The organism is Pseudomonas oryzihabitans, from assembly GCF_007665395.1.
Taxonomy (GTDB): domain Bacteria; phylum Pseudomonadota; class Gammaproteobacteria; order Pseudomonadales; family Pseudomonadaceae; genus Chryseomonas; species Chryseomonas psychrotolerans_C.
This window is the reverse complement of the sequence record NZ_VDND01000007.1, coordinates 197342-215247: the sequence shown is the minus strand read 5'-3', so window position 1 is coordinate 215247 and position 17906 is coordinate 197342. Positions and strand designations below refer to the sequence as shown.

The following is a 17906-nucleotide window of genomic DNA, read 5'->3' as shown; positions in this document are numbered from 1 at the left end:
GCGCGGTGCCCATGTCCTCTCTCGCCACCTCCCGCCCCACCCCCTGGCAACGCGGCCTGTTGCTCGCCAGCCTCATGCTCATCGCCCTCAACCTGCGTCCGGCGCTCTCCAGCCTGGCGCCCCTGCTGCGCCAGATCGAGGGCAGCACCGGTCTTTCCAGCAGCGCCGTCGGCCTGCTCACCACCCTGCCGGTACTCTGCCTCGGCCTGTTCGCCCCCCTGGCACCGCGCCTGGCGCGCCGTTGGGGCAGCGAACGCGCCCTGGGCGCCATCCTGGCGCTGCTGGCGGCGGGTATCGTCCTGCGCAGCCTGCTGCCACCCGCCGGGCTGTTTCTCGGCAGCCTGGTGGCCGGGGCCTGCATCGGTATCCTCGGAGTGCTGCTGCCGGCCCTGGTCAAGCGCGATTTCCCCGCCCAGGCGGGGCAACTGATGGGGCTCTACACCATGATGCTGTGCATCGGCGCCGCCCTGGCCGCCGGCGCCACCGCACCGCTCGCCGAGGCCTTCGGCGGCCACTGGCAGCCGGCCCTCGCCGCCTGGGCGCTGGTGGCCCTGGTGGCCCTGCTGGTCTGGCTGCCGCAACTGCGCCAGCCGCCGAGCAGGACGCCGCCGCGGGGCGCGGGCGGTTCCCTCTGGCGCAATCGCCTGGCCTGGCAGATCACCCTCTACATGGGCCTGCAATCCTCGCTGGCCTACATCGTGTTCGGCTGGCTGCCCACCCTGTTGATGGATCGCGGCCTGGGCACCGTGCAGGCCGGCCTGATGCTGTCCGGCTCGGTACTGACCCAGTTGCTCAGTGCCCTGACCGCCCCCTGGCTGGCGACCCGCGGGCGCGACCAGCGGCTGGCCATCGTGGTGGTGATGGCCCTCACCCTCGCCGGCCTGCTCGGCTGTCTCTATGCCCCGGTGGGCAGCCTCTGGCTGTGGGCGGTGGTGCTGGGGCTGGGCCAGGGCGGCACCTTCAGCCTGGCGCTGGCGCTGCTGGTGCTGCGCTCGCGGGATGCGGAAACCGCCGGGCGGCTATCCGGCATGGCCCAGGGGGCGGGCTACAGCCTGGCCTCCCTCGGCCCGCTGCTGGTCGGCGTGCTGCACGACGCCACCCACAGCTGGGCGCCCATGGGAGTGTTGTTCTGCCTGATCGCGGTGCTGGCCACCCTGTTCGGCCTGGGTGCGGGCCGCACCCGCTACGTCAACGACGTCTAGGAACGCCGGTAGAGCCCGGCGGGCCGGTTGCCGTCGGCCTGCAGCCGCGGTGCGCGGACGCCGGCGTCCCGCAGGGCGCCCTGCCAGGCCTCGGCCTGGGCGCCGCCCAGGGTCACGGCCACATCGCCATTGAGCGCCAGCGCCGCGGCGAGGCGTGCGATCCAGGGCGCCGCCGGTGGCTCAGCCAGTGCCGGCAGCAGTAGCTGGCCGTCGCGCTGCAATTCCTTGAGCAGGGTGGCGGCGGTGGGCAACGACTCGGGCAAGGGCTGGTTGGCCCGCAGGCGCTCGGCGTGCAGGTAGCCACGGCGATTGCCGCGGGTGATGCCGTACAGCGTCAGCAGCGTCTGGGGCTCCGCCAACTGCAGCACCATCAGGCCCTGCTGGTCGTCGGGCCCAAAGAGCATGGCCTCGCCCAGTACCGTGTTGGCGATGACGTTGCTGGCACCGCAATCACGTCCCTCACACCAGTAGAGCAGCGTCGCGCCCTGCTGCTGCAACCGCTGGCGTTCGCCGTCGAGGCGTGCCAGCGGCGGGTGGCCGCTGGCCAGTTCGAAGGTCTGGGTCAGGAGCTCGCCCTCGACCTGCAGCGAATCCTCCAGCCGCAGGCGGCCGCCGATGCGACTGGCAGGCCCCAGCGGGTAGAGGCGCTCGGCCGTTGCCGGTCCGGCCTCGCGGATGAGTTGGGCGTGATCCAGGGGCGCGAGTTCGGGCAGTACCGCCGCCTGGGCCCAGCCGCCGAGCAGCAGCAGGCCGAGCAACAGCATCGGGCGGAGGGACAGGCAGCGGGGATGAGGCGGACGGCTAGGCATGCCGCATTATTCGTCCACCCCGGTCGTGGCGGCAAAGAAGGCATTGAAACAATCTGCGACGGCCTGGGCGCCCTGGGCGTCGTCCAGGTGCAGATGGTGCCCGCCGGGCAGCTCGTGGAGGGTGAAACAGGCCTGCTCCCGGGCCAACGCCAGGGCCTCCGGATGGGGCCGCAGCAAGCCATCCGCGGCGATCACCAGGGCGGTCGGGCACGCCAGGGCCCGCACGCAGGCGCGGGCCTGCTCGGGTGTGAACCTCAGCCGACTCGGCAGCCGCAGGTGCGGATCGGAGCGCCAGGTGTAGCCCCCGGGCACGGCCATCAGGCCACGCTCGGCCAGCAGCTCGGCCGCCTCCCGACTCACCGTCAGGGCGCCGCGCAAGCGCGCCGCCACGGCCTCTGCCACGCTGGCATAGACCGGCTTGCGGCGGTTGGGCAGTTCCAGTTCAGCGAGCAGCGCCTTGCCCAGCTTCTCGGGCACCTCGTCTGCCGGCGTGGTGTAGGGCAGCAGGCCGTCGATCAGCGCCAGGCGTGCGATCCGCTCCGGCAAGGCTGCGGCGGCGATCACGCCGACGATGGCGCCCATGGAGTGGCCGAGCAGGCCGAAGCGCGCCCAGCCCAGTTGCTCGGCGGCGGCCAGCACGTCCAGCACATAGTCCTGGATGGCGTAGCCGACCCCGGGCGGCCGGTGCGCCGACAAGCCGTGCCCGGGCAGGTCTAGGGCGACGATGCGCAGGCCATGCAGCCGCGGCGCCAGCTGGGCGAAGGTCATGGCGTTGTCCAGCCAGCCATGCAGCGCCAATACCGGATAGCCGTCTTCCGGGCCGCAGGCTCGCGCGCTCAACTCCACATGGGGTAGCTCGAGCCGTAGCTCCTGGACGTGCGCCGTCATCTTCAGGAGGCGTCCCGCTGCAGCGGCACCACGGCCACGGTCAGGCGCGACACGCAGGTCAAACGCCCTTCGTCATCGCTCAGGCGGATGTCCCAGACGTGGCTGCTGCGGCCCAGGTGCAGCGAACGGGCCACCGCCGTCACCCGCCCGGACCTTACCCCGCGCAGGTGGTTGGCGTTGATTTCCTGGCCCACGCAGTAAAAGCGTGCGCGATCGACGCAGAGCATGCTGGCGATGGAGCCCACGGTTTCCGCGAGGGCCACCGAGGCGCCGCCATGCAGCAGGCCCATCGGCTGGTGGGTACGGCGATCCACCACCATGCTGGCGGTCAGGCTGGTGTCGTCCCAGGCCTCGATGCGCATGTCCAGGTGCTCGCCCAGGGTGTTCTCGAGCTGACGGGTGAGGTCCGCGGGATCCGGAAGGGTCTGCCAGATGCTCATGCTCTTTCCCTGCACAGTGGTCAGCTATCGACGCGGGTGACCAGCGTGAAACCACCGGCCAGGGGCAGCGGCGCTTCCAGGCACAGCAGCGAGGCGGTACCCATGGCGACTGGCGCCTGCCGATGCCCGTGCAGCAGCCAACCGGCCAGCTCGCCGACGAAGGGGTTGTGGGTCACCAGCAGCAGCTCGGCCAATTCCAGCCGTGCCAGTTCGTTCAAGGCCTGCTCGGGCGCGCCGTCGGGGGTCGCCCAGTCGGCCAGGCGCGGCTCATCCGGCCAGCCCAGTTGCCCTTGCACCAGGACGGCGGTCTGCCGCGCCCGTACATAGGGGCTGGTCAGGATCAGCTGCAACCCGGCGCCACTTAGCGCCTGGGCACTGCGCACGACCGCGGCGCGCCCGGCGGCGGTCAGCTCGCGCTGTTCGTCGCTGGGTGCGCGAGCCTCGGCCTCGCCATGGCGCAGCAGCCAGAGTCTCATGGCGCGGTCGCGGACCGCTCGTCGCGCCCCGCCTCGGCCGGCCAGTCGGCGAACGGCCAGGGCTTCACCTCGCTGGCGAAGGTACCGAAGCGCACGATCTGGGCGAGATAGGTCGCCAGCGCGGCACCGAAGGCGATCAGGCCCGGGTTTGCCTCGCCCTTGATCAGCCGGACCACCAGCTGCACCAGCACCACCACCGCCAGCAGGTACTGCGCACCCAGCCAGACGAACAGGAACAACAGCATCCAGATCAGGCGCAGGCCTAGCAGCTCGCGGGAATGCACGGGTTCGGACATGGAAATTCCTCTTTTTCAATCAGTGTAGCGGCTCAGCGCCTGGACGGACGCTCAGCCGAAGGGGGCGTCGGCCACGTCGACGTCAGTCTTGGGCTCGCCGCCCATCAGCGCCTCGATCACCTGACCCAGGCTGCGCCCCTCGAACAGGATGGCATAGAGGCCGTTGACCAGGGGCATGTAGACGCCCAGTTCATCCGCTTTTTCCTTCAATACCCGGAGGGTGTTGACGCCCTCGGCGGTCTCGCCGATCTGCGCCACCGCCTCGTCCAGACTGAGCCCGAGCCCCAGCGCATGCCCCACCCGGTAGTTGCGACTTTTTTCGGACGAGCAGGTGACGATCAGGTCGCCGACCCCGGCCAGGCCCAGGTAGGTGATGGGATTGGCGCCGCGCTGCACGGCGAAGCGGGTCATCTCCGCCAGGGCGCGGGTGATCAGCATGCTGCGGGTGTTCTCGCCCATCTCTAGCGCCGCGGCCATGCCGGCGATGATGGCGTAGACGTTCTTCAGCGCCCCGGCCAGCTCCACGCCGAGCCGGTCGGCGCTGGCGTAGACGCGGAAGGTGCGCCCGTGCAGCGCCGCCTGCACCTGGCGGCAGACCTCCTCGTCCTCGCTGGCCACCACGGTGGCGGTGAGTTGATGCTCGGCGATCTCCCGGGCGAGGTTGGGCCCGGAGATGATGCCGATGCGCGCCCGCGGCACGATCTCCGCCAGGATCTCGCTCATCAGCATGAAGGAGTGGGCCTCGATGCCCTTGGTGGTGCTGACCAGGAAGCGTCCTTCCAACTCACGGGCGATGGGTGCCAGGGCCTGGCGCAGGGCGCTCGACGGCAGCGCCACCAGCACCAGCTCGCAACCGGCGATGGCGGCCTGCAGGTCGCTGGTGGCCTCCACCGCGGCGTGCACCTTGATGCCCTTGAGGTAGCGCGGATTCTCGCGCTCGCGGCGGATCGTCTCGGCCTGCTGCGGATCGCGCATCCAGAGGCGCACGGGCAGCCCGTTCTCGGCGACCAGATTGGCCAGGGCGGTACCGAAACTGCCGCCGCCCAGGACGGCGATGGGGGATTGGACTGTCATCGAAACTCTCGTCTGCACCGCGATCGCGCGGCCTGGTCGCCAGTATACGGTAGCCGCTCACGCGGCCCAGCGCCCCTTCTCACCACGGCGGCCCGGCGACCGAAGGGCGTTGAAAAGGCCGGCCAGATGCCCAACTTATGCCCGTGCAGCGCCCGTCTCCCTGGCCTTGCGCCTGACCTTGCGCCCATGGGCGAGACCACCAACAGCCGCCCAGGATGGAGAATTGACTGCGGAAAGTGCACAATGGTCCGTTAACGAGCGGGGCGCTGGCCTGTGACTTTCCCGATGCCCCGGCAGTCTACTGCTACACGAAGCCATACCCAGAGCGACCTTGGAGTCGCCAGAGCCTGGATCTAGGCCAGCTACAGGAGCTTGCATGACCAAACAACACGCCTTTACCTACGAAGACTTGCTGCGCTGCAGCCGTGGCGAGCTCTTCGGGCCGGGTAATGCCCAACTGCCCGCGCCGAACATGCTGATGATCGATCGGATCGTGCATATCAGCGAGGTAGGCGGGAAATACGGCAAGGGCGAACTGGTGGCGGAACTCGACATCCGTCCCGACCTCTGGTTCTTCGGTTGTCATTTCGAAGGCGATCCGGTGATGCCGGGTTGCCTTGGCTTGGATGCCATGTGGCAACTGGTCGGTTTCTACCTTGGCTGGCAGGGCAACCCGGGTCGCGGTCGCGCGCTGGGCTCCGGCGAAGTCAAGTTCTTCGGCCAGGTACTGCCGACGGCCAAGAAGGTCACCTACAATATCCATATCAAGCGCACCATCAACAGGTCGCTCATTCTGGCCATCGCCGATGGCACCGTTAGCGTGGACGGCCGCGAGATCTACTCCGCCGAAGGTCTGCGCGTCGGCCTGTTCACTTCCACCGACAGCTTCTAAGGGCTTTTCGCATGCGTCGCGTCGTCATTACCGGTCTGGGTATCGTTTCGTGCCTGGGCAATGATAAAGACACCGTTTCCGCCAACCTGCGCGCGGGCCGTGCCGGCATCCGTCACAACGCGGAATACGCCGAGATGGGTCTGCGCAGTCAGGTTTCCGGTTCCATCGACCTGAACCTCGAAGAATTGATCGACCGCAAGGTCAAGCGCTTCGTCGGCGATGCCGCCGCCTACGCCTACCTGGCGATGGAGCAGGCGATCAAGGACTCCGGTCTCTCCGAAGAGCAGGTCTCCAACCCCCGCACCGGCCTGATCGCCGGTTCCGGTGGCGCTTCCACCTTCAACCAGATGGAAGCCCTGGACATCCTGCGCGAGAAGGGCGTCAAGCGCGTCGGTCCCTACCGCGTGACCCGGACCATGAGCAGCACGGTCTCCGCCTGCCTGGCCACCCCCTTCAAGATCAAGGGCCTGAACTACTCGGTAGCCTCGGCCTGCGCCACCAGCGCCCACTGCATCGGCCTGGCCATGGAGCAGATCCAGCTCGGCAAGCAGGACGTGGTCTTCGCTGGTGGTGGCGAGGAAGAGCACTGGAGCCAGAGCATGCTGTTCGACGCCATGGGCGCGCTCTCCAGCGACTACAACGAGACGCCGGAAAAGGCCTCCCGTGCCTACGACAGCAAGCGTGACGGCTTCGTCATCGCCGGCGGCGGCGGCATGGTGGTGGTCGAGGAACTCGAGCACGCCCTGGCGCGTGGCGCCAAGATCTATGCCGAGATCGTCGGCTATGGCGCCACCTCCGACGGCTACGACATGGTCGCCCCGAGCGGCGAAGGCGCCATCCGCTGCATGCAGCAGGCGCTGTCCACCGTCGACGGCGAGATCGACTACCTGAACACCCACGGCACCTCCACCCCGGTGGGCGACGTGGCCGAGATCAAGGGCGTACGCGCCGTGTTCGGCGACAAGGCCCCGGCCATCAGCTCCACCAAGAGCCTGTCGGGTCACTCCCTGGGCGCCGCCGGTGTGCACGAGGCCATCTACTGCATGCTGATGATGGAAGGCAACTTCATCGCCGGCTCGGCCAACATCGAAGAGCTGGATCCCGAGGTCGCCGACCTGCCGATCCTGCGCGAGACCAAGGAAAACGCCAAACTGGATCTCATCATGAGCAACAGCTTCGGCTTCGGCGGTACCAACGCCACCCTGGTCCTCAAGCGCTGGCAGGGCTGATAGGCCTCGCTCGTGTGACCCAAACGGCGCCTCTGGCGCCGTTTTTCATTTCCGCTTCGGGGCCCGCTGAACCGGTCACCCGCCCCGCGGTCGAAGGCGCCGGCACTTCGCCTGCGAACCTCCAGGAAGAATGGATTCAGCAGCGCGAATAGCTTAATCTCGCGCCGCCTCGCTGTACTTGCGCAGCCGCCTTAGACAGCGCTGTCCGGCCAGACTGGGCAGAGACAAGAAACCGTTGCACCCATGGAGCCCCAATGCACAATCAAAACCAGAGCTACCGCGGACCCTTGATCGTCCTCACCATGCTGTTCTTCATGTGGGGTCTGATCACCTCGCTGAACGACATCCTGATCCCCCACCTCAAGGCGGTCTTCACCCTCAGCTATCTGCAAGCCTCGCTGATCCAGTTCTGCTTCTTCACCGCCTACTTCATCGTCTCCTTCCCGGCCGGCCGGCTGGTGGAGAGCCTGGGCTACAAGAAAGGCATCATCGTCGGCCTGCTCACCGCCGGCGTCGGCTGCGTACTGTTCTATCCCGCGGCGGGAGCCCAGTCCTACGGCTTCTTCCTCACAGCCCTGTTCGTCCTGGCGGCCGGCATCACCGTGCTGCAGGTGGCGGCGAACCCCTACGTCACCATCCTCGGCAAGCCGGAAACCGCGGCCTCGCGCCTCAACCTGACCCAGGCCTTCAACTCCCTGGGCACCACCGTCGGCCCGCTGGTCGGCGCCGTGACCATCCTCGCCCTGGTCGGCGAAGACTCCGCGGCCCACTCGGTGCAGCTGCCCTACCTGATCCTGGCCGGCATGCTGGTCGCCCTGGCGGTGATCATCGGCCTGTTCCGCCTGCCGCAGATCAAGGACACCGAGCAGGACAACGCCACCGACGAGAACGCCCTCGCCGCCAGCAGCGTCTGGGCCTATCGCCACCTGCTGCTCGGCGTGGTCGGCATCTTCATGTACGTGGGTGCGGAAGTGTCCATCGGCAGCTACCTGGTGAGCCTGATGGAAAGCCCGGACGTGGCCGGCCTGAACGCCGCCACCGCCGCCAAGTACCTGTCCCTCTACTGGGGTGGCGCCATGGTCGGTCGCTTCATCGGCGGCGTGATCATGACCAAGGTGCGGCCGAATCTGGTACTGACCTTCAACGCCATCGCCATCGGCGTGCTGCTGGCCGTGGCCGTGCTGCAGGGCGGCAAGGTCGCCATGTGGGCGTTGCTGGCCATCGGCTTCTTCAACTCCATCATGTTCCCGACCATCTTCTCCCTGGCACTGAAGGGCCTCGGCAAGTTCACCTCCAAGGGTTCGGGCCTGCTGTGCATGGGTATCGTCGGTGGCGCCCTGGTGCCGGCCATCCAGGGCTACTTCGCCGACACCATCGGCCTGCTGCCCTCCTTCGTGATCCCGCTGATCTGCTACGTCTACATCCTGTTCTACGGCGTGATGGGCTATCGCCCCACCCTGCGTCGCTGATCCCCCTCGAAGCGCTGGCGTCCTGCCAGCGCTTCACCCCTCCTCCCGCGTTCCGCGCCTGTCTCCCCTCTGCCTTACCCTTTCCCTTCCCTCTCCCGCCTCTCCGCAACCGACCCGCCCCCGTGCCGGACAGTGCGCTGCGCTCCCCTATTCGAAGTGGCCTGGCCCTGCCGCTGCCTTGCGTGAGAAAGCCTCGGGAACGGCCGGCTGCGGCCCCCTGGGCGTACCTTCCCCGACAGGGCTGGCAAGGAGCCAGGCAGGGTATGCCCCCGCCCGCTGAGCACGGGAACCGGCAGCAGGGGCTGGAGCGGCTGGATCGCCCCACCCTGGCCGAACGCCAGGCAAAAGAAAACGCCCGTCTCTTTCGAGACGGGCGTTTCGCGGTTACCCGAGGGACGGCGCCAGGAGCGGTCCCCGCCTCAGGCTCAGGCGGTCTGACGGGCTTCCTCGACCTCGATGGCGCTCGGCCCACGGGCCAGTTCGGTGTGCAGCGCCTGCTCGTCCAGCTGGCCGCACCACTTGGCGACCACGATGGAGGCGACGCCGTTGCCGACCAGGTTGGTCAGGGCCCGGGCTTCGGACATGAAGCGGTCGATACCCAGGATCAGCGCCAGGCCGGCGACCGGTACGTGACCGACGGCGGACAGGGTGGCGGCCAGCACGATGAAGCCGCTACCGGTGACGCCCGCGGCGCCCTTGGAGGAGATCAGCAGCACCAGCAGCAGGGTGATCTGGTGGGTCATGTCCATCTGGGTGTTGGTGGCCTGGGCGATGAACACCGCGGCCATGGTCAGGTAGATGGCGGTACCGTCGAGGTTGAAGGAGTAGCCGGTGGGGATCACCAGGCCAACCACCGACTTCTCGGCGCCCAGCTTCTGCATCTTGGTCAGCATGCGCGGCAGGGCGGACTCGGAGGACGAGGTACCCAGCACGATCAGCAGTTCTTCACGGATGTAGCGGATGAACTTGAGGATGCTGAAGCCGTGGAAGCGGGCCACGGCACCCAGCACGATCAGCACGAACAGCAGGCAGGTGATGTAGAAGCAGGCCATCAGGTAGCCCAGCTGCACCAGGGTGCCGACGCCGTACTTGCCAATGGTGAAGGCCATGGCGCCGAAGGCACCGATGGGCGCCAGCTTCATGATGACGTTGATGATGTTGAAGAAGACGTGGGAGATGCGGTCGATGAAGTTGAACACCAGTTGACCGGTCTCGCCCAGGCGGTGCAGGGCATAGCCGAACAGCACGGCGAAGAACAGCACCTGCAGGATCTCACCGGTGGCGAAGGCGTTGACCACCGTCGACGGGATGATGTTCAGCAGGAAATCGATGGTGGTCTGCTTTTCCGCGGCAGCGGCATAGGCCGCGATGCCCTTGGTGTCCAGGGTGCTGACGTCGACGTTCATGCCGGCGCCCGGCTGGACGATGTTGACCACGATCAGGCCGATCAGCAGCGCGATGGTGGAGAAGATCTCGAAGTACAGCAGCGCCATGCCACCGGTCTTGCCCACGGCCTTCATGTTCTGCATGCCGGCGATACCGGTCACCACGGTGCAGAAGATGATGGGCGCGATGACCATCTTGATCAGCTTGATGAAACCGTCGCCCAGCGGCTTCATGGCAGCGCCGGTCTGGGGATAGAAGTGGCCGAGCAGGACACCCAGCACGATCGCCACGATCACCTGGAAGTACAGGCTCTTGTACAGGGGTTGCTTGACGGGTCGCTTGGGCGCGGGAGCAGTAGTAGTTGTTGTGTCGACGGTTGCTGTCATGGCTCTTTCCCTTGTGGCCACTGCCTGACGTCCTGTCTGAGTGGGCACCTGACTGAAAGTGGCTCTCTCATCCTGAGAGCTTTTTGTTGTGGACCCGGTGGCCGTGCTGACGGTGGCACCGGTATCTGGCTGTAGCTAAGCAATCGCCGTTCCACCTTTGCCCGCGCAATCAAAGGGCCAGCTTTCATGCACCTTTCAACGGCAAGTCTAGTAGAGGGCGGCGGGCGGAACCCCGCCATCCGACGGAAACGGGCGGAAATCCCCCCACACCCGAGGCGGTTTTCCGCCAGCATGAGCCGGTAGTCGGCTATCCTTTGCCCGCCTTTCGCACTGGAGCGCGCCGTGATCCCCTGCTGTCCCAAGCGCCTCGGCCAGGTGGCCGGCTGAGATGAGTCCCCTGCCCCCCGACCTGCTGCCCGGGTGTTGCAGCGCGCCCGAGCCGCTGGCACCCCTGAGCCCGGCGCTCGCCTCGCTGGCGCTCCAGCACTGCCATTTCGATCCCGCCCGGGTGGAGCTCGAGCGCGATGCCCGGCGCCTGGGTATCCAGCCACCGGACAACATCCGCCGCGCGGTGGCCAAGCGCCAGGCCGAATACCTGGCCGGCCGCCTCTGCGCCCGGGAGGCGTTGAGGCAGCTGACCGGCACGGCCGCCGTCCCCGGCCATCGCCTGGAGGACCGCGGGCCCGCCTGGCCCGCCGGGCAGGTCGGCGCCATCACCCACAGCCACGGCTGGGCCGCGGCGGTGGTCGGGCGCGCGGCGGATTACCTGGGACTTGGCCTGGACGCCGAGTCCCTGCTGGAACCGGGCAAGGCCCTGCGCCTGGCCGACCAGATCCTCACCCCGGCCGAACTGGAACGGCTGCAACCGCTGGACGAGGAAGCCCAGGCCTTCGCCATCACCCTGGCGTTCTCGGCCAAGGAGAGCCTGTTCAAGGCGCTGCATCCCCAGGTCCGGACGATGTTCTTCTTCCAGGATGCCGAGATCCTCGCCGTCGATCCGGCGGGTACCTTCGACATCCGGCTGCTGCTGGAGCTCTCCCCCCGCTGGCGGCTGGGCACGGAATTGCGCGGTCATTTCCGCCTGGACCAGGAGCAGCGCCTGCTGACCCTGCTCGCACCGCGCGCCTGAAGGCCGGTGCCAGGCTGCCTATAAAGGAAGGGTAGCTGCGTCCGCGGCAAAGACCCGCGACTCGATCGGGGCAGAACGTCGCAGGTGGCTATCTATTCTTTTCTTCTGGTGAGCCTGGCGCTCATAGCGAACCGGTATATCCGCCGACACTCCCCTGCGCGACAGCGGTTCAAGTTGTACGTTATTTGACCACTGCGCTCTGAGCCCAGCGTTCACGCGCACTGGCCTGCCGCCACCCCCAGGATACCCCCGCGTCCCGAACAGCTTATCCACGTCTTATCCACAGACCAAAACGTGACAAACGCGACATCTAGTGGCCCTTTCGTCACTACACCACCATATATAGCAGTTCGTCGGTCTGGGCTGGGACGCCGAAACACCCCCCTGTCAAGACTGTCTTCCCTTACGAGGAGGGCTTATCCTGTCGCCCGAATTATGAATTTCCAGGGTCTCGGACCCCGCCCGCCGGCTCCTTCGGGAATCGGCGTCGGCACGGCTTTTCGTTGGAATCTTCATTGGTAAAGGCGCGACAGGCAGTCGTCGCGCAGGCACTGAGCCAACACTCTTCCGGATCGTCGGTACGCCGACGGTCCTCTCTTTCCGATCAAGGGAGTTCCGCATGCACACCGACCTGACCCGCGAGCAAGCCCAGCAGGGCCGCCCGGCGCAAGAGGCCAGCCAGGACCTGGGCGCCACCGCCCCCGGTCAACTGCGCGTCATCAAGCGCAACGGTACCGTCGTCCCCTACACCGACGACAAGATCACCGTGGCCATCAGCAAGGCTTTCCTCGCCGTAGAAGGCGGTACCGCCGCGGCCTCCTCGCGCATCCACACCACCGTCAAGCAGCTCACCGACCAGGTCAGCAGCACTTTTAAGCGCCGCATGCCCTCGGGTGGCACCATCCACATCGAAGAGATCCAGGACCAGGTCGAACTGGCCCTGATGCGCGCCGGCGAGCAGAAGGTCGCCCGCAGCTACGTGATCTACCGTGAGGCCCGCAGCCAGGAGCGCAAGCAAGGCGCCGCCAGCGACATCGCCGAGCCGCACCCGAGCATCCGCGTGACCAAGGCCGACGGCACCACCCAGCCGCTGGACATGGGTCGCCTGAACACCATCATCAGCGAAGCCTGCGAAGGCCTCGAAGAGGTGAATGGCGAGCTGATCCAGAAGGAAACCCTGAAGAACCTGTACGACGGCGTGGCCGAGAAGGACGTCAACACCGCCCTGGTGATGACCGCCCGCACCCTGGTCGAGCGTGAGCCCAACTATTCCTACGTCACCGCCCGCCTGCTGATGGACAGCCTGCGCGCCGAAGGCCTGAGCTTCCTCGGCGTGGCCGAGTCCGCCACCCACCACGAGATGGCCGACCTCTACGCCAAGGCCCTGCCCGCCTACGTCGCCAAGGGCGTGGAGCTGGAGCTGCTGGACCCGAAACTGGCCAGCTTCGACCTGGCGCGCCTGGGCGCCGCCATCGATCACGAGCGCGACCAGCAGTTCACCTACCTGGGCCTGCAGACCCTGTACGACCGCTACTTCCTGCACAGCCACGGCACCCGCTTCGAGCTGCCGCAGCTGTTCTTCATGCGCGTGGCCATGGGCCTGGCGCACATGGAGAAGGATAAAGAAGCCCGCGCCATCGAGTTCTACAACCTGCTGGCCAGCTTCGACTACATGGCGTCTACCCCGACCCTGTTCAACGCCGGCACCCTGCGTCCGCAGCTGTCCAGCTGCTACCTGACCACCGTGCCCGACGACCTGTCCGGCATCTATGGCGCCATCCACGATAACGCCATGCTCTCCAAGTTCGCCGGCGGCCTGGGCAACGACTGGACCCCGGTGCGCGCCCTGGGCTCCTACATCAAGGGCACCAACGGCAAGAGCCAGGGCGTCGTGCCCTTCCTCAAGGTGGTCAACGACACCGCCGTGGCGGTCAACCAGGGCGGCAAGCGCAAGGGCGCGGTCTGCGCCTACCTGGAAACCTGGCACCTGGACATCGAGGAATTCCTCGAGCTGCGCAAGAACACCGGTGACGACCGTCGGCGTACCCACGACATGAACACCGCCAACTGGATCCCCGACCTGTTCATGAAGCGCGTCTTCGAGGACGGCAACTGGACCCTGTTCTCCCCCGCCGACGTGCCCGATCTGCACGACCTCTACGGCAAGGCCTTCGAAGAGCGCTACGAGTACTACGAAGCCCTGACCGAGTACGGCAAGCTCAAGCTGCACAAGACCATCAAGGCCAAGGACCTCTGGCGCAAGATGCTGTCCATGCTGTTCGAGACCGGCCACCCATGGCTGACCTTCAAGGACCCGTGCAACCTGCGCAGCCCGCAGCAGCACGTGGGCGTGGTGCACAGCTCCAACCTCTGCACCGAGATCACCCTGAACACCAACAAGGACGAGATCGCCGTGTGCAACCTGGGTTCGGTGAACCTGGTGAACCACATCGTCGACGGCAAGCTGGACACCGCCAAGGTCGCCCGCACCGTGAAGACTGCCGTGCGCATGCTCGACAACGTCATCGACATCAACTACTACTCGGTGCCCCAGGCGGAGAACTCCAACCTCAAGCACCGTCCGGTCGGCATGGGCATCATGGGCTTCCAGGATGCGCTGTACCTGCAGCACATCGCCTACGGTTCCGATGCCGCCGTGCAGTTCGCCGACACCTCCATGGAAGTGATCAGCTACTACGCCATCGAGGCCTCCTGTGACCTGGCCGAAGAGCGCGGCAGCTACTCCAGCTTCCAGGGCTCGCTGTGGTCCCAGGGCATTCTGCCGATCGATTCCGAGAAGCGCCTGATCGAAGAGCGCGGCGCCAAGTACATCGAGGTCGACCTGTCCGAGACCCTGGACTGGACCCCGCTGCGCGAGCGTGCCAAGCAAGGCATCCGCAACTCCAACATCATGGCCATCGCGCCGACCGCGACCATCGCCAACATCACCGGCGTGTCCCAGTCGATCGAGCCGACTTACCAGAACCTCTATGTGAAGTCGAACCTCTCGGGCGAATTCACCGTCATCAACCCCTACCTGGTACGCGACCTCAAGGCCCGCGGCCTGTGGGACTCGGTGATGGTCAACGACCTCAAGTACTACGACGGCTCCGTACAGCAGATCGAGCGCATCCCGCAGGATCTGAAGGACCTCTACGCCACCGCCTTCGAAGTGGAGACCAAGTGGATCGTCGAGGCCGCCAGCCGTCGCCAGAAGTGGATCGACCAGGCCCAGTCGCTGAATCTGTACATCGCCGGCGCCTCGGGCAAGAAGCTCGACGTGACCTACCGCATGGCCTGGTTCCGCGGTCTGAAGACCACCTACTACCTCCGTGCCCTGGCCGCCACCAGCACCGAGAAGTCGACCATCAACACCGGCAAGCTGAACGCCGTGAGCGCCGACCCCATCACCGGCGTCCAGGCCAGCGCCGCGCCCGCCCCGGCCCAGAAGGTCGAAGCGGCGCCCGCCCCGGCCCCCGCTCCGGTCCCCAAGGCCTGCAGCCTCGACGATCCCGAGTGCGAAGCCTGCCAGTAACACCCAGCCCTCTCTAGCAGAGGGCTACTGTTTTATCCCCTCTCCCCCTGGGAGAGGGTCAGGGCGAGGGCCAACCCCTACACCCAAAGCTCCAGATCCCCTCTCCCCCTGGGAGAGAGTCAGGGTGAGGGCCCACCCCCACACCCAAAGCTCCAGATCCCCTCTCCCCCTGGGAGAGGGCCAGGGTGAGGGCCAACCCCCACACCCAAAGCTACAGATCCCCTCTCCCCCCGGGAGAGGGCTAGGGTGAGGGCCACGCCGCCCCGCCCCCACCTCATAGCCACCCAGGAGACACCCCATGCTGAACTGGGAAGAATTCGACAAAGACGACGACACCACCCCCGCCAAGCCCGCCCAGGCCGCTGGCCAGCAGGCCCCTGCCCAAACCGAGCGCCTGGACTCCGAGGGCGACGCCCTCGTCCATGACGCCCGCGCCCTGTCCGCCGACGACTCCGACGCCGTGGCCCGCGCCAAGGCCGCGCTGAACGAGCTGGACATCCAGGAAGGCCTGGACGACCTGGAAGGCTCCTCCGCGCGCGTGCACGTCGGCGACAAGCAGATGATCAACGCCCGCGCCGACCTCAACCAGCTCGTGCCCTTCAAGTACGACTGGGCCTGGCAGAAGTACCTGGATGGTTGCGCCAACCACTGGATGCCCCAGGAAGTGAACATGAACGCCGACATCGCGACCTGGAAGAGCGCGGACGGCCTCACCGAGGACGAGCGCCGCATCGTCAAGCGCAACCTCGGCTTCTTCTCCACCGCCGACTCCCTGGTCGCCAACAACCTGGTGCTGGCCGTCTACCGCCTGATCACCAACCCCGAATGCCGCCAGTACATCCTGCGCCAGGCCTTCGAAGAGGCGATCCATACCCACGCCTACCAGTACTGCATCGAGTCGCTGGGCATGGATGAAGGCGAGATCTTCAACATGTACCACGAGATCCCGAGCGTCGCGAAGAAGGCCAGCTGGGGCCTGAAGTACACCCGTTCCATCTCCGACCCCGAGTTCAAGACCGGCACCCCGGAGACCGATCGCCAGTTCCTCAAGAACCTGATCGCCTACTACTGCGTGCTGGAAGGCATCTTCTTCTATTGCGGCTTCACCCAGATCCTCTCCATGGGTCGCCGCAACAAGATGACCGGCACCGCCGAGCAGTTCCAGTACATCCTGCGTGACGAGTCCATGCACCTGAACTTCGGCATCGACATGATCAACCAGATCAAGATCGAGAACCCGAGCCTTTGGGATGCCCAGATGAAGGACGAAGCCACCCAGATGATCCTCCAGGGCACCCAGCTGGAGATCGAATACGCCCGCGACACCATGCCCCGCGGCGTGCTGGGCATGAACGCGGCGATGATGGAGGACTACCTCAAGTTCATCGCCAACCGCCGCCTGACCCAGATCGGCCTCAAGGAAGAATACCCGGGCGCCACCAACCCCTTCCCCTGGATGAGCGAGATCATGGACCTCAAGAAGGAGAAGAACTTCTTCGAGACGCGCGTGATCGAGTATCAGACCGGTGGGGCGTTGAGCTGGGATTAAAACAATAAAAAGAGCGCTTAATTGCGCTCTTTTTTAAGGACTCTAAATTGATCACAGAAAAGCTTTCAGAAAAATACGTAGAAGCGGAAAAGAGCATTGAAGAAGAAACCGCCCTATTATCAATAATAGACCAACTTTCAGAAAAAAATTACAAGCTTCTGGGTCAAGCTTTCCATATCTTTGGAATGTTATCCGCCGGGGATCCACACAGAACCCACAGTGTTGCATCGAATTTATTTTCACAAGCAATGTCCGAAGTAAATTCCATTCTGAAATCAGGAAAAACTAGCCAAATATTCATAAATTCTCACAAAATAGCCGAAGCACTTTCTAAATCCGAAGAAAGTTTACTGAACAAGACAGCCAACAAATTTAGAAATTTTGTAAATTCTCTAGACAACTACCTTAGCGAGGCGAATATAAATACTTGCCAAGAATTAATAGAGTCAGCACTAGAAGTTAGAATCTCACTCGGAAAAATAAAATCTGTAAGTGAAGCACTTCGACCGCACCAAGAAAATCAAAACCTACCAACAATCACTGTATATACAGACGACCACACTAATCTTGATGAATTTTCCGCTAAGCTAAACGCATTCACAAAGATTGTGGAAACCACATGCAACATGCTTGGAATGAGCATGCTGGAAGCGAACGTTTCAATTGAAAAAATTGAATCGGGTAGTTTCTTTGCTAAAATTTCAGCAAACCCGCTAGTTATTGCAGTTGTAACAGTAATAATGACTACCGGCTCGCAGTACGTTCTAAATCAATCCAATGAAAAACTCGATGAAGTATCAATACGCGAACGATCGGAAGCATTACTAAATATACTAAAGATCAAAGAAACACTAGAAGCTAACGGACATCCCTTGCCAGAACTTGATACAGAATTAAAAAGCTCTGCTGTCATGTTGACAAAGCAGCTAAATACGCTAGTTGGAAAATCAAACTCTATCGAAATCAACAAAGCCGAATTCAAATCAAATGCAGGCATGTTGATAGCAAGCAGCCAAGAAACAATTGGAACAGCACAAAAACCTGAAAAACCCTAAAAGTACCGGAATACATACCAAGATGCCCCAACCCATACGCCACTATCTAACCTAGAGATAAACAGACTGGAAGCCGGGAACATGAACAGCA

Annotated in this window: 15 protein-coding genes; 8 read left to right on the top strand and 7 right to left on the bottom strand. The window is 64.7% G+C overall.

Going from position 1 to position 17906, the window contains the following annotated elements; genetic code table 11:
• Positions 1-11: 11 nt before the first annotated feature.
• Positions 12-1202, top strand: coding sequence for a CynX/NimT family MFS transporter (locus tag FSV73_RS16275; protein WP_260856093.1), 1191 nt, complete (start codon positions 12-14; stop codon positions 1200-1202).
• On the opposite strand, the gene FSV73_RS16270 is transcribed toward FSV73_RS16275, so the two are convergent.
• From FSV73_RS16270 to FSV73_RS16245, 6 genes are read right to left on the bottom strand one after another with little or no spacing between them, the layout of a single operon-like run.
• Positions 1199-2011 carry a DUF4892 domain-containing protein gene (locus FSV73_RS16270; RefSeq protein ID WP_145008882.1) on the bottom strand — a complete coding sequence of 271 codons (813 nt, stop codon included), beginning with the start codon at positions 2009-2011 and terminating at the stop codon, positions 1199-1201. The two genes, FSV73_RS16275 and FSV73_RS16270, sit on opposite strands and share 4 nt — an antisense overlap.
• 6 nt (positions 2012-2017) lie before the next feature.
• Positions 2018-2899, bottom strand: coding sequence for an alpha/beta fold hydrolase (locus FSV73_RS16265; RefSeq protein WP_145008881.1), 882 nt, complete (start codon positions 2897-2899; stop codon positions 2018-2020).
• Between the two features lie 2 nt (positions 2900-2901).
• The gene (locus FSV73_RS16260; RefSeq protein WP_145008880.1) at positions 2902-3339 is read right to left on the bottom strand and encodes a hotdog fold thioesterase; all 438 of its coding nucleotides are present in this window, start codon (positions 3337-3339) and stop codon (positions 2902-2904) included.
• Between the two features lie 20 nt (positions 3340-3359).
• Complete coding sequence (gene sixA, locus FSV73_RS16255) at positions 3360-3815, bottom strand: phosphohistidine phosphatase SixA (protein ID WP_145008879.1); 456 nt, start codon at positions 3813-3815, stop codon at positions 3360-3362.
• Positions 3812-4111 carry a DUF4389 domain-containing protein gene (locus tag FSV73_RS16250; protein ID WP_145008878.1) on the bottom strand — a complete coding sequence of 100 codons (300 nt, stop codon included), beginning with the start codon at positions 4109-4111 and terminating at the stop codon, positions 3812-3814. Before FSV73_RS16250 ends, sixA begins: the two co-directional genes overlap by 4 nt.
• A 51-nt stretch (positions 4112-4162) precedes the next feature.
• Complete coding sequence (locus tag FSV73_RS16245; RefSeq protein WP_145008877.1) at positions 4163-5185, bottom strand: NAD(P)H-dependent glycerol-3-phosphate dehydrogenase; 1023 nt, start codon at positions 5183-5185, stop codon at positions 4163-4165.
• Positions 5186-5561: 376 nt separating this feature from the next.
• Between FSV73_RS16245 and fabA the strand changes: the two genes are divergently transcribed.
• The 3 genes from fabA to FSV73_RS16230 all read left to right on the top strand — a co-directional run bounded on the left by fabA (position 5562) and on the right by FSV73_RS16230 (position 8775).
• Complete coding sequence (gene fabA / locus FSV73_RS16240) at positions 5562-6077, top strand: 3-hydroxyacyl-[acyl-carrier-protein] dehydratase FabA (protein WP_058761548.1); 516 nt, start codon at positions 5562-5564, stop codon at positions 6075-6077.
• Positions 6078-6088: 11 nt separating this feature from the next.
• On the top strand, positions 6089-7306 hold the full coding sequence (gene fabB / locus FSV73_RS16235) for a beta-ketoacyl-ACP synthase I (protein WP_145008876.1): 1218 nt from the start codon (positions 6089-6091) through the stop codon (positions 7304-7306).
• A gap of 254 nt (positions 7307-7560) precedes the next feature.
• Positions 7561-8775, top strand: coding sequence for a sugar MFS transporter (locus tag FSV73_RS16230; RefSeq protein WP_145008875.1), 1215 nt, complete (start codon positions 7561-7563; stop codon positions 8773-8775).
• Between the two features lie 425 nt (positions 8776-9200).
• On the opposite strand, the gene FSV73_RS16225 is transcribed toward FSV73_RS16230, so the two are convergent.
• On the bottom strand, positions 9201-10547 hold the full coding sequence (locus tag FSV73_RS16225) for a dicarboxylate/amino acid:cation symporter (protein ID WP_145008874.1): 1347 nt from the start codon (positions 10545-10547) through the stop codon (positions 9201-9203).
• A gap of 388 nt (positions 10548-10935) precedes the next feature.
• Between FSV73_RS16225 and FSV73_RS16220 the strand changes: the two genes are divergently transcribed.
• The 4 genes from FSV73_RS16220 to FSV73_RS16205 all read left to right on the top strand — a co-directional run bounded on the left by FSV73_RS16220 (position 10936) and on the right by FSV73_RS16205 (position 17815).
• Positions 10936-11676, top strand: a complete 741-nt coding sequence (locus FSV73_RS16220; RefSeq protein ID WP_145008873.1) for a 4'-phosphopantetheinyl transferase family protein — start codon at positions 10936-10938, stop codon at positions 11674-11676.
• Between the two features lie 619 nt (positions 11677-12295).
• A complete protein-coding gene (locus tag FSV73_RS16215) occupies positions 12296-15211 on the top strand; it encodes a ribonucleoside-diphosphate reductase subunit alpha (RefSeq protein WP_145008872.1) in 2916 nt (971 codons plus the stop codon).
• A 298-nt stretch (positions 15212-15509) separates the two neighbouring features.
• Positions 15510-16760 carry a ribonucleotide-diphosphate reductase subunit beta gene (locus FSV73_RS16210; protein WP_093254700.1) on the top strand — a complete coding sequence of 417 codons (1251 nt, stop codon included), beginning with the start codon at positions 15510-15512 and terminating at the stop codon, positions 16758-16760.
• A 47-nt stretch (positions 16761-16807) separates the two neighbouring features.
• Positions 16808-17815, top strand: a complete 1008-nt coding sequence (locus FSV73_RS16205) for a hypothetical protein (RefSeq protein WP_145008871.1) — start codon at positions 16808-16810, stop codon at positions 17813-17815.
• Positions 17816-17906 lie beyond the last annotated feature (91 nt).

Bases quoted from the DNA above. Each gene is read 5' to 3' on its own strand.
- sixA (WP_145008879.1), bottom strand. From the start codon at position 3,815: ATGAGACTCTGGCTGCTGCGCCATGGCGAGGCCGAGGCTCGCGCACCC.
- FSV73_RS16245 (WP_145008877.1), bottom strand. From the start codon at position 5,185: ATGACAGTCCAATCCCCCATCGCCGTCCTGGGCGGCGGCAGTTTCGGT.
- FSV73_RS16275 (WP_260856093.1), top strand. From the start codon at position 12: ATGTCCTCTCTCGCCACCTCCCGCCCCACCCCCTGGCAACGCGGCCTG.
- FSV73_RS16230 (WP_145008875.1), top strand. From the start codon at position 7,561: ATGCACAATCAAAACCAGAGCTACCGCGGACCCTTGATCGTCCTCACC.
- FSV73_RS16215 (WP_145008872.1), top strand. From the start codon at position 12,296: ATGCACACCGACCTGACCCGCGAGCAAGCCCAGCAGGGCCGCCCGGCG.
- FSV73_RS16225 (WP_145008874.1), bottom strand. From the start codon at position 10,547: ATGACAGCAACCGTCGACACAACAACTACTACTGCTCCCGCGCCCAAG.
- fabA (WP_058761548.1), top strand. From the start codon at position 5,562: ATGACCAAACAACACGCCTTTACCTACGAAGACTTGCTGCGCTGCAGC.
- FSV73_RS16210 (WP_093254700.1), top strand. From the start codon at position 15,510: ATGCTGAACTGGGAAGAATTCGACAAAGACGACGACACCACCCCCGCC.
- FSV73_RS16265 (WP_145008881.1), bottom strand. From the start codon at position 2,899: ATGACGGCGCACGTCCAGGAGCTACGGCTCGAGCTACCCCATGTGGAG.
- FSV73_RS16260 (WP_145008880.1), bottom strand. From the start codon at position 3,339: ATGAGCATCTGGCAGACCCTTCCGGATCCCGCGGACCTCACCCGTCAG.
- FSV73_RS16220 (WP_145008873.1), top strand. From the start codon at position 10,936: ATGAGTCCCCTGCCCCCCGACCTGCTGCCCGGGTGTTGCAGCGCGCCC.
- fabB (WP_145008876.1), top strand. From the start codon at position 6,089: ATGCGTCGCGTCGTCATTACCGGTCTGGGTATCGTTTCGTGCCTGGGC.
- FSV73_RS16270 (WP_145008882.1), bottom strand. From the start codon at position 2,011: ATGCCTAGCCGTCCGCCTCATCCCCGCTGCCTGTCCCTCCGCCCGATG.
- FSV73_RS16250 (WP_145008878.1), bottom strand. From the start codon at position 4,111: ATGTCCGAACCCGTGCATTCCCGCGAGCTGCTAGGCCTGCGCCTGATC.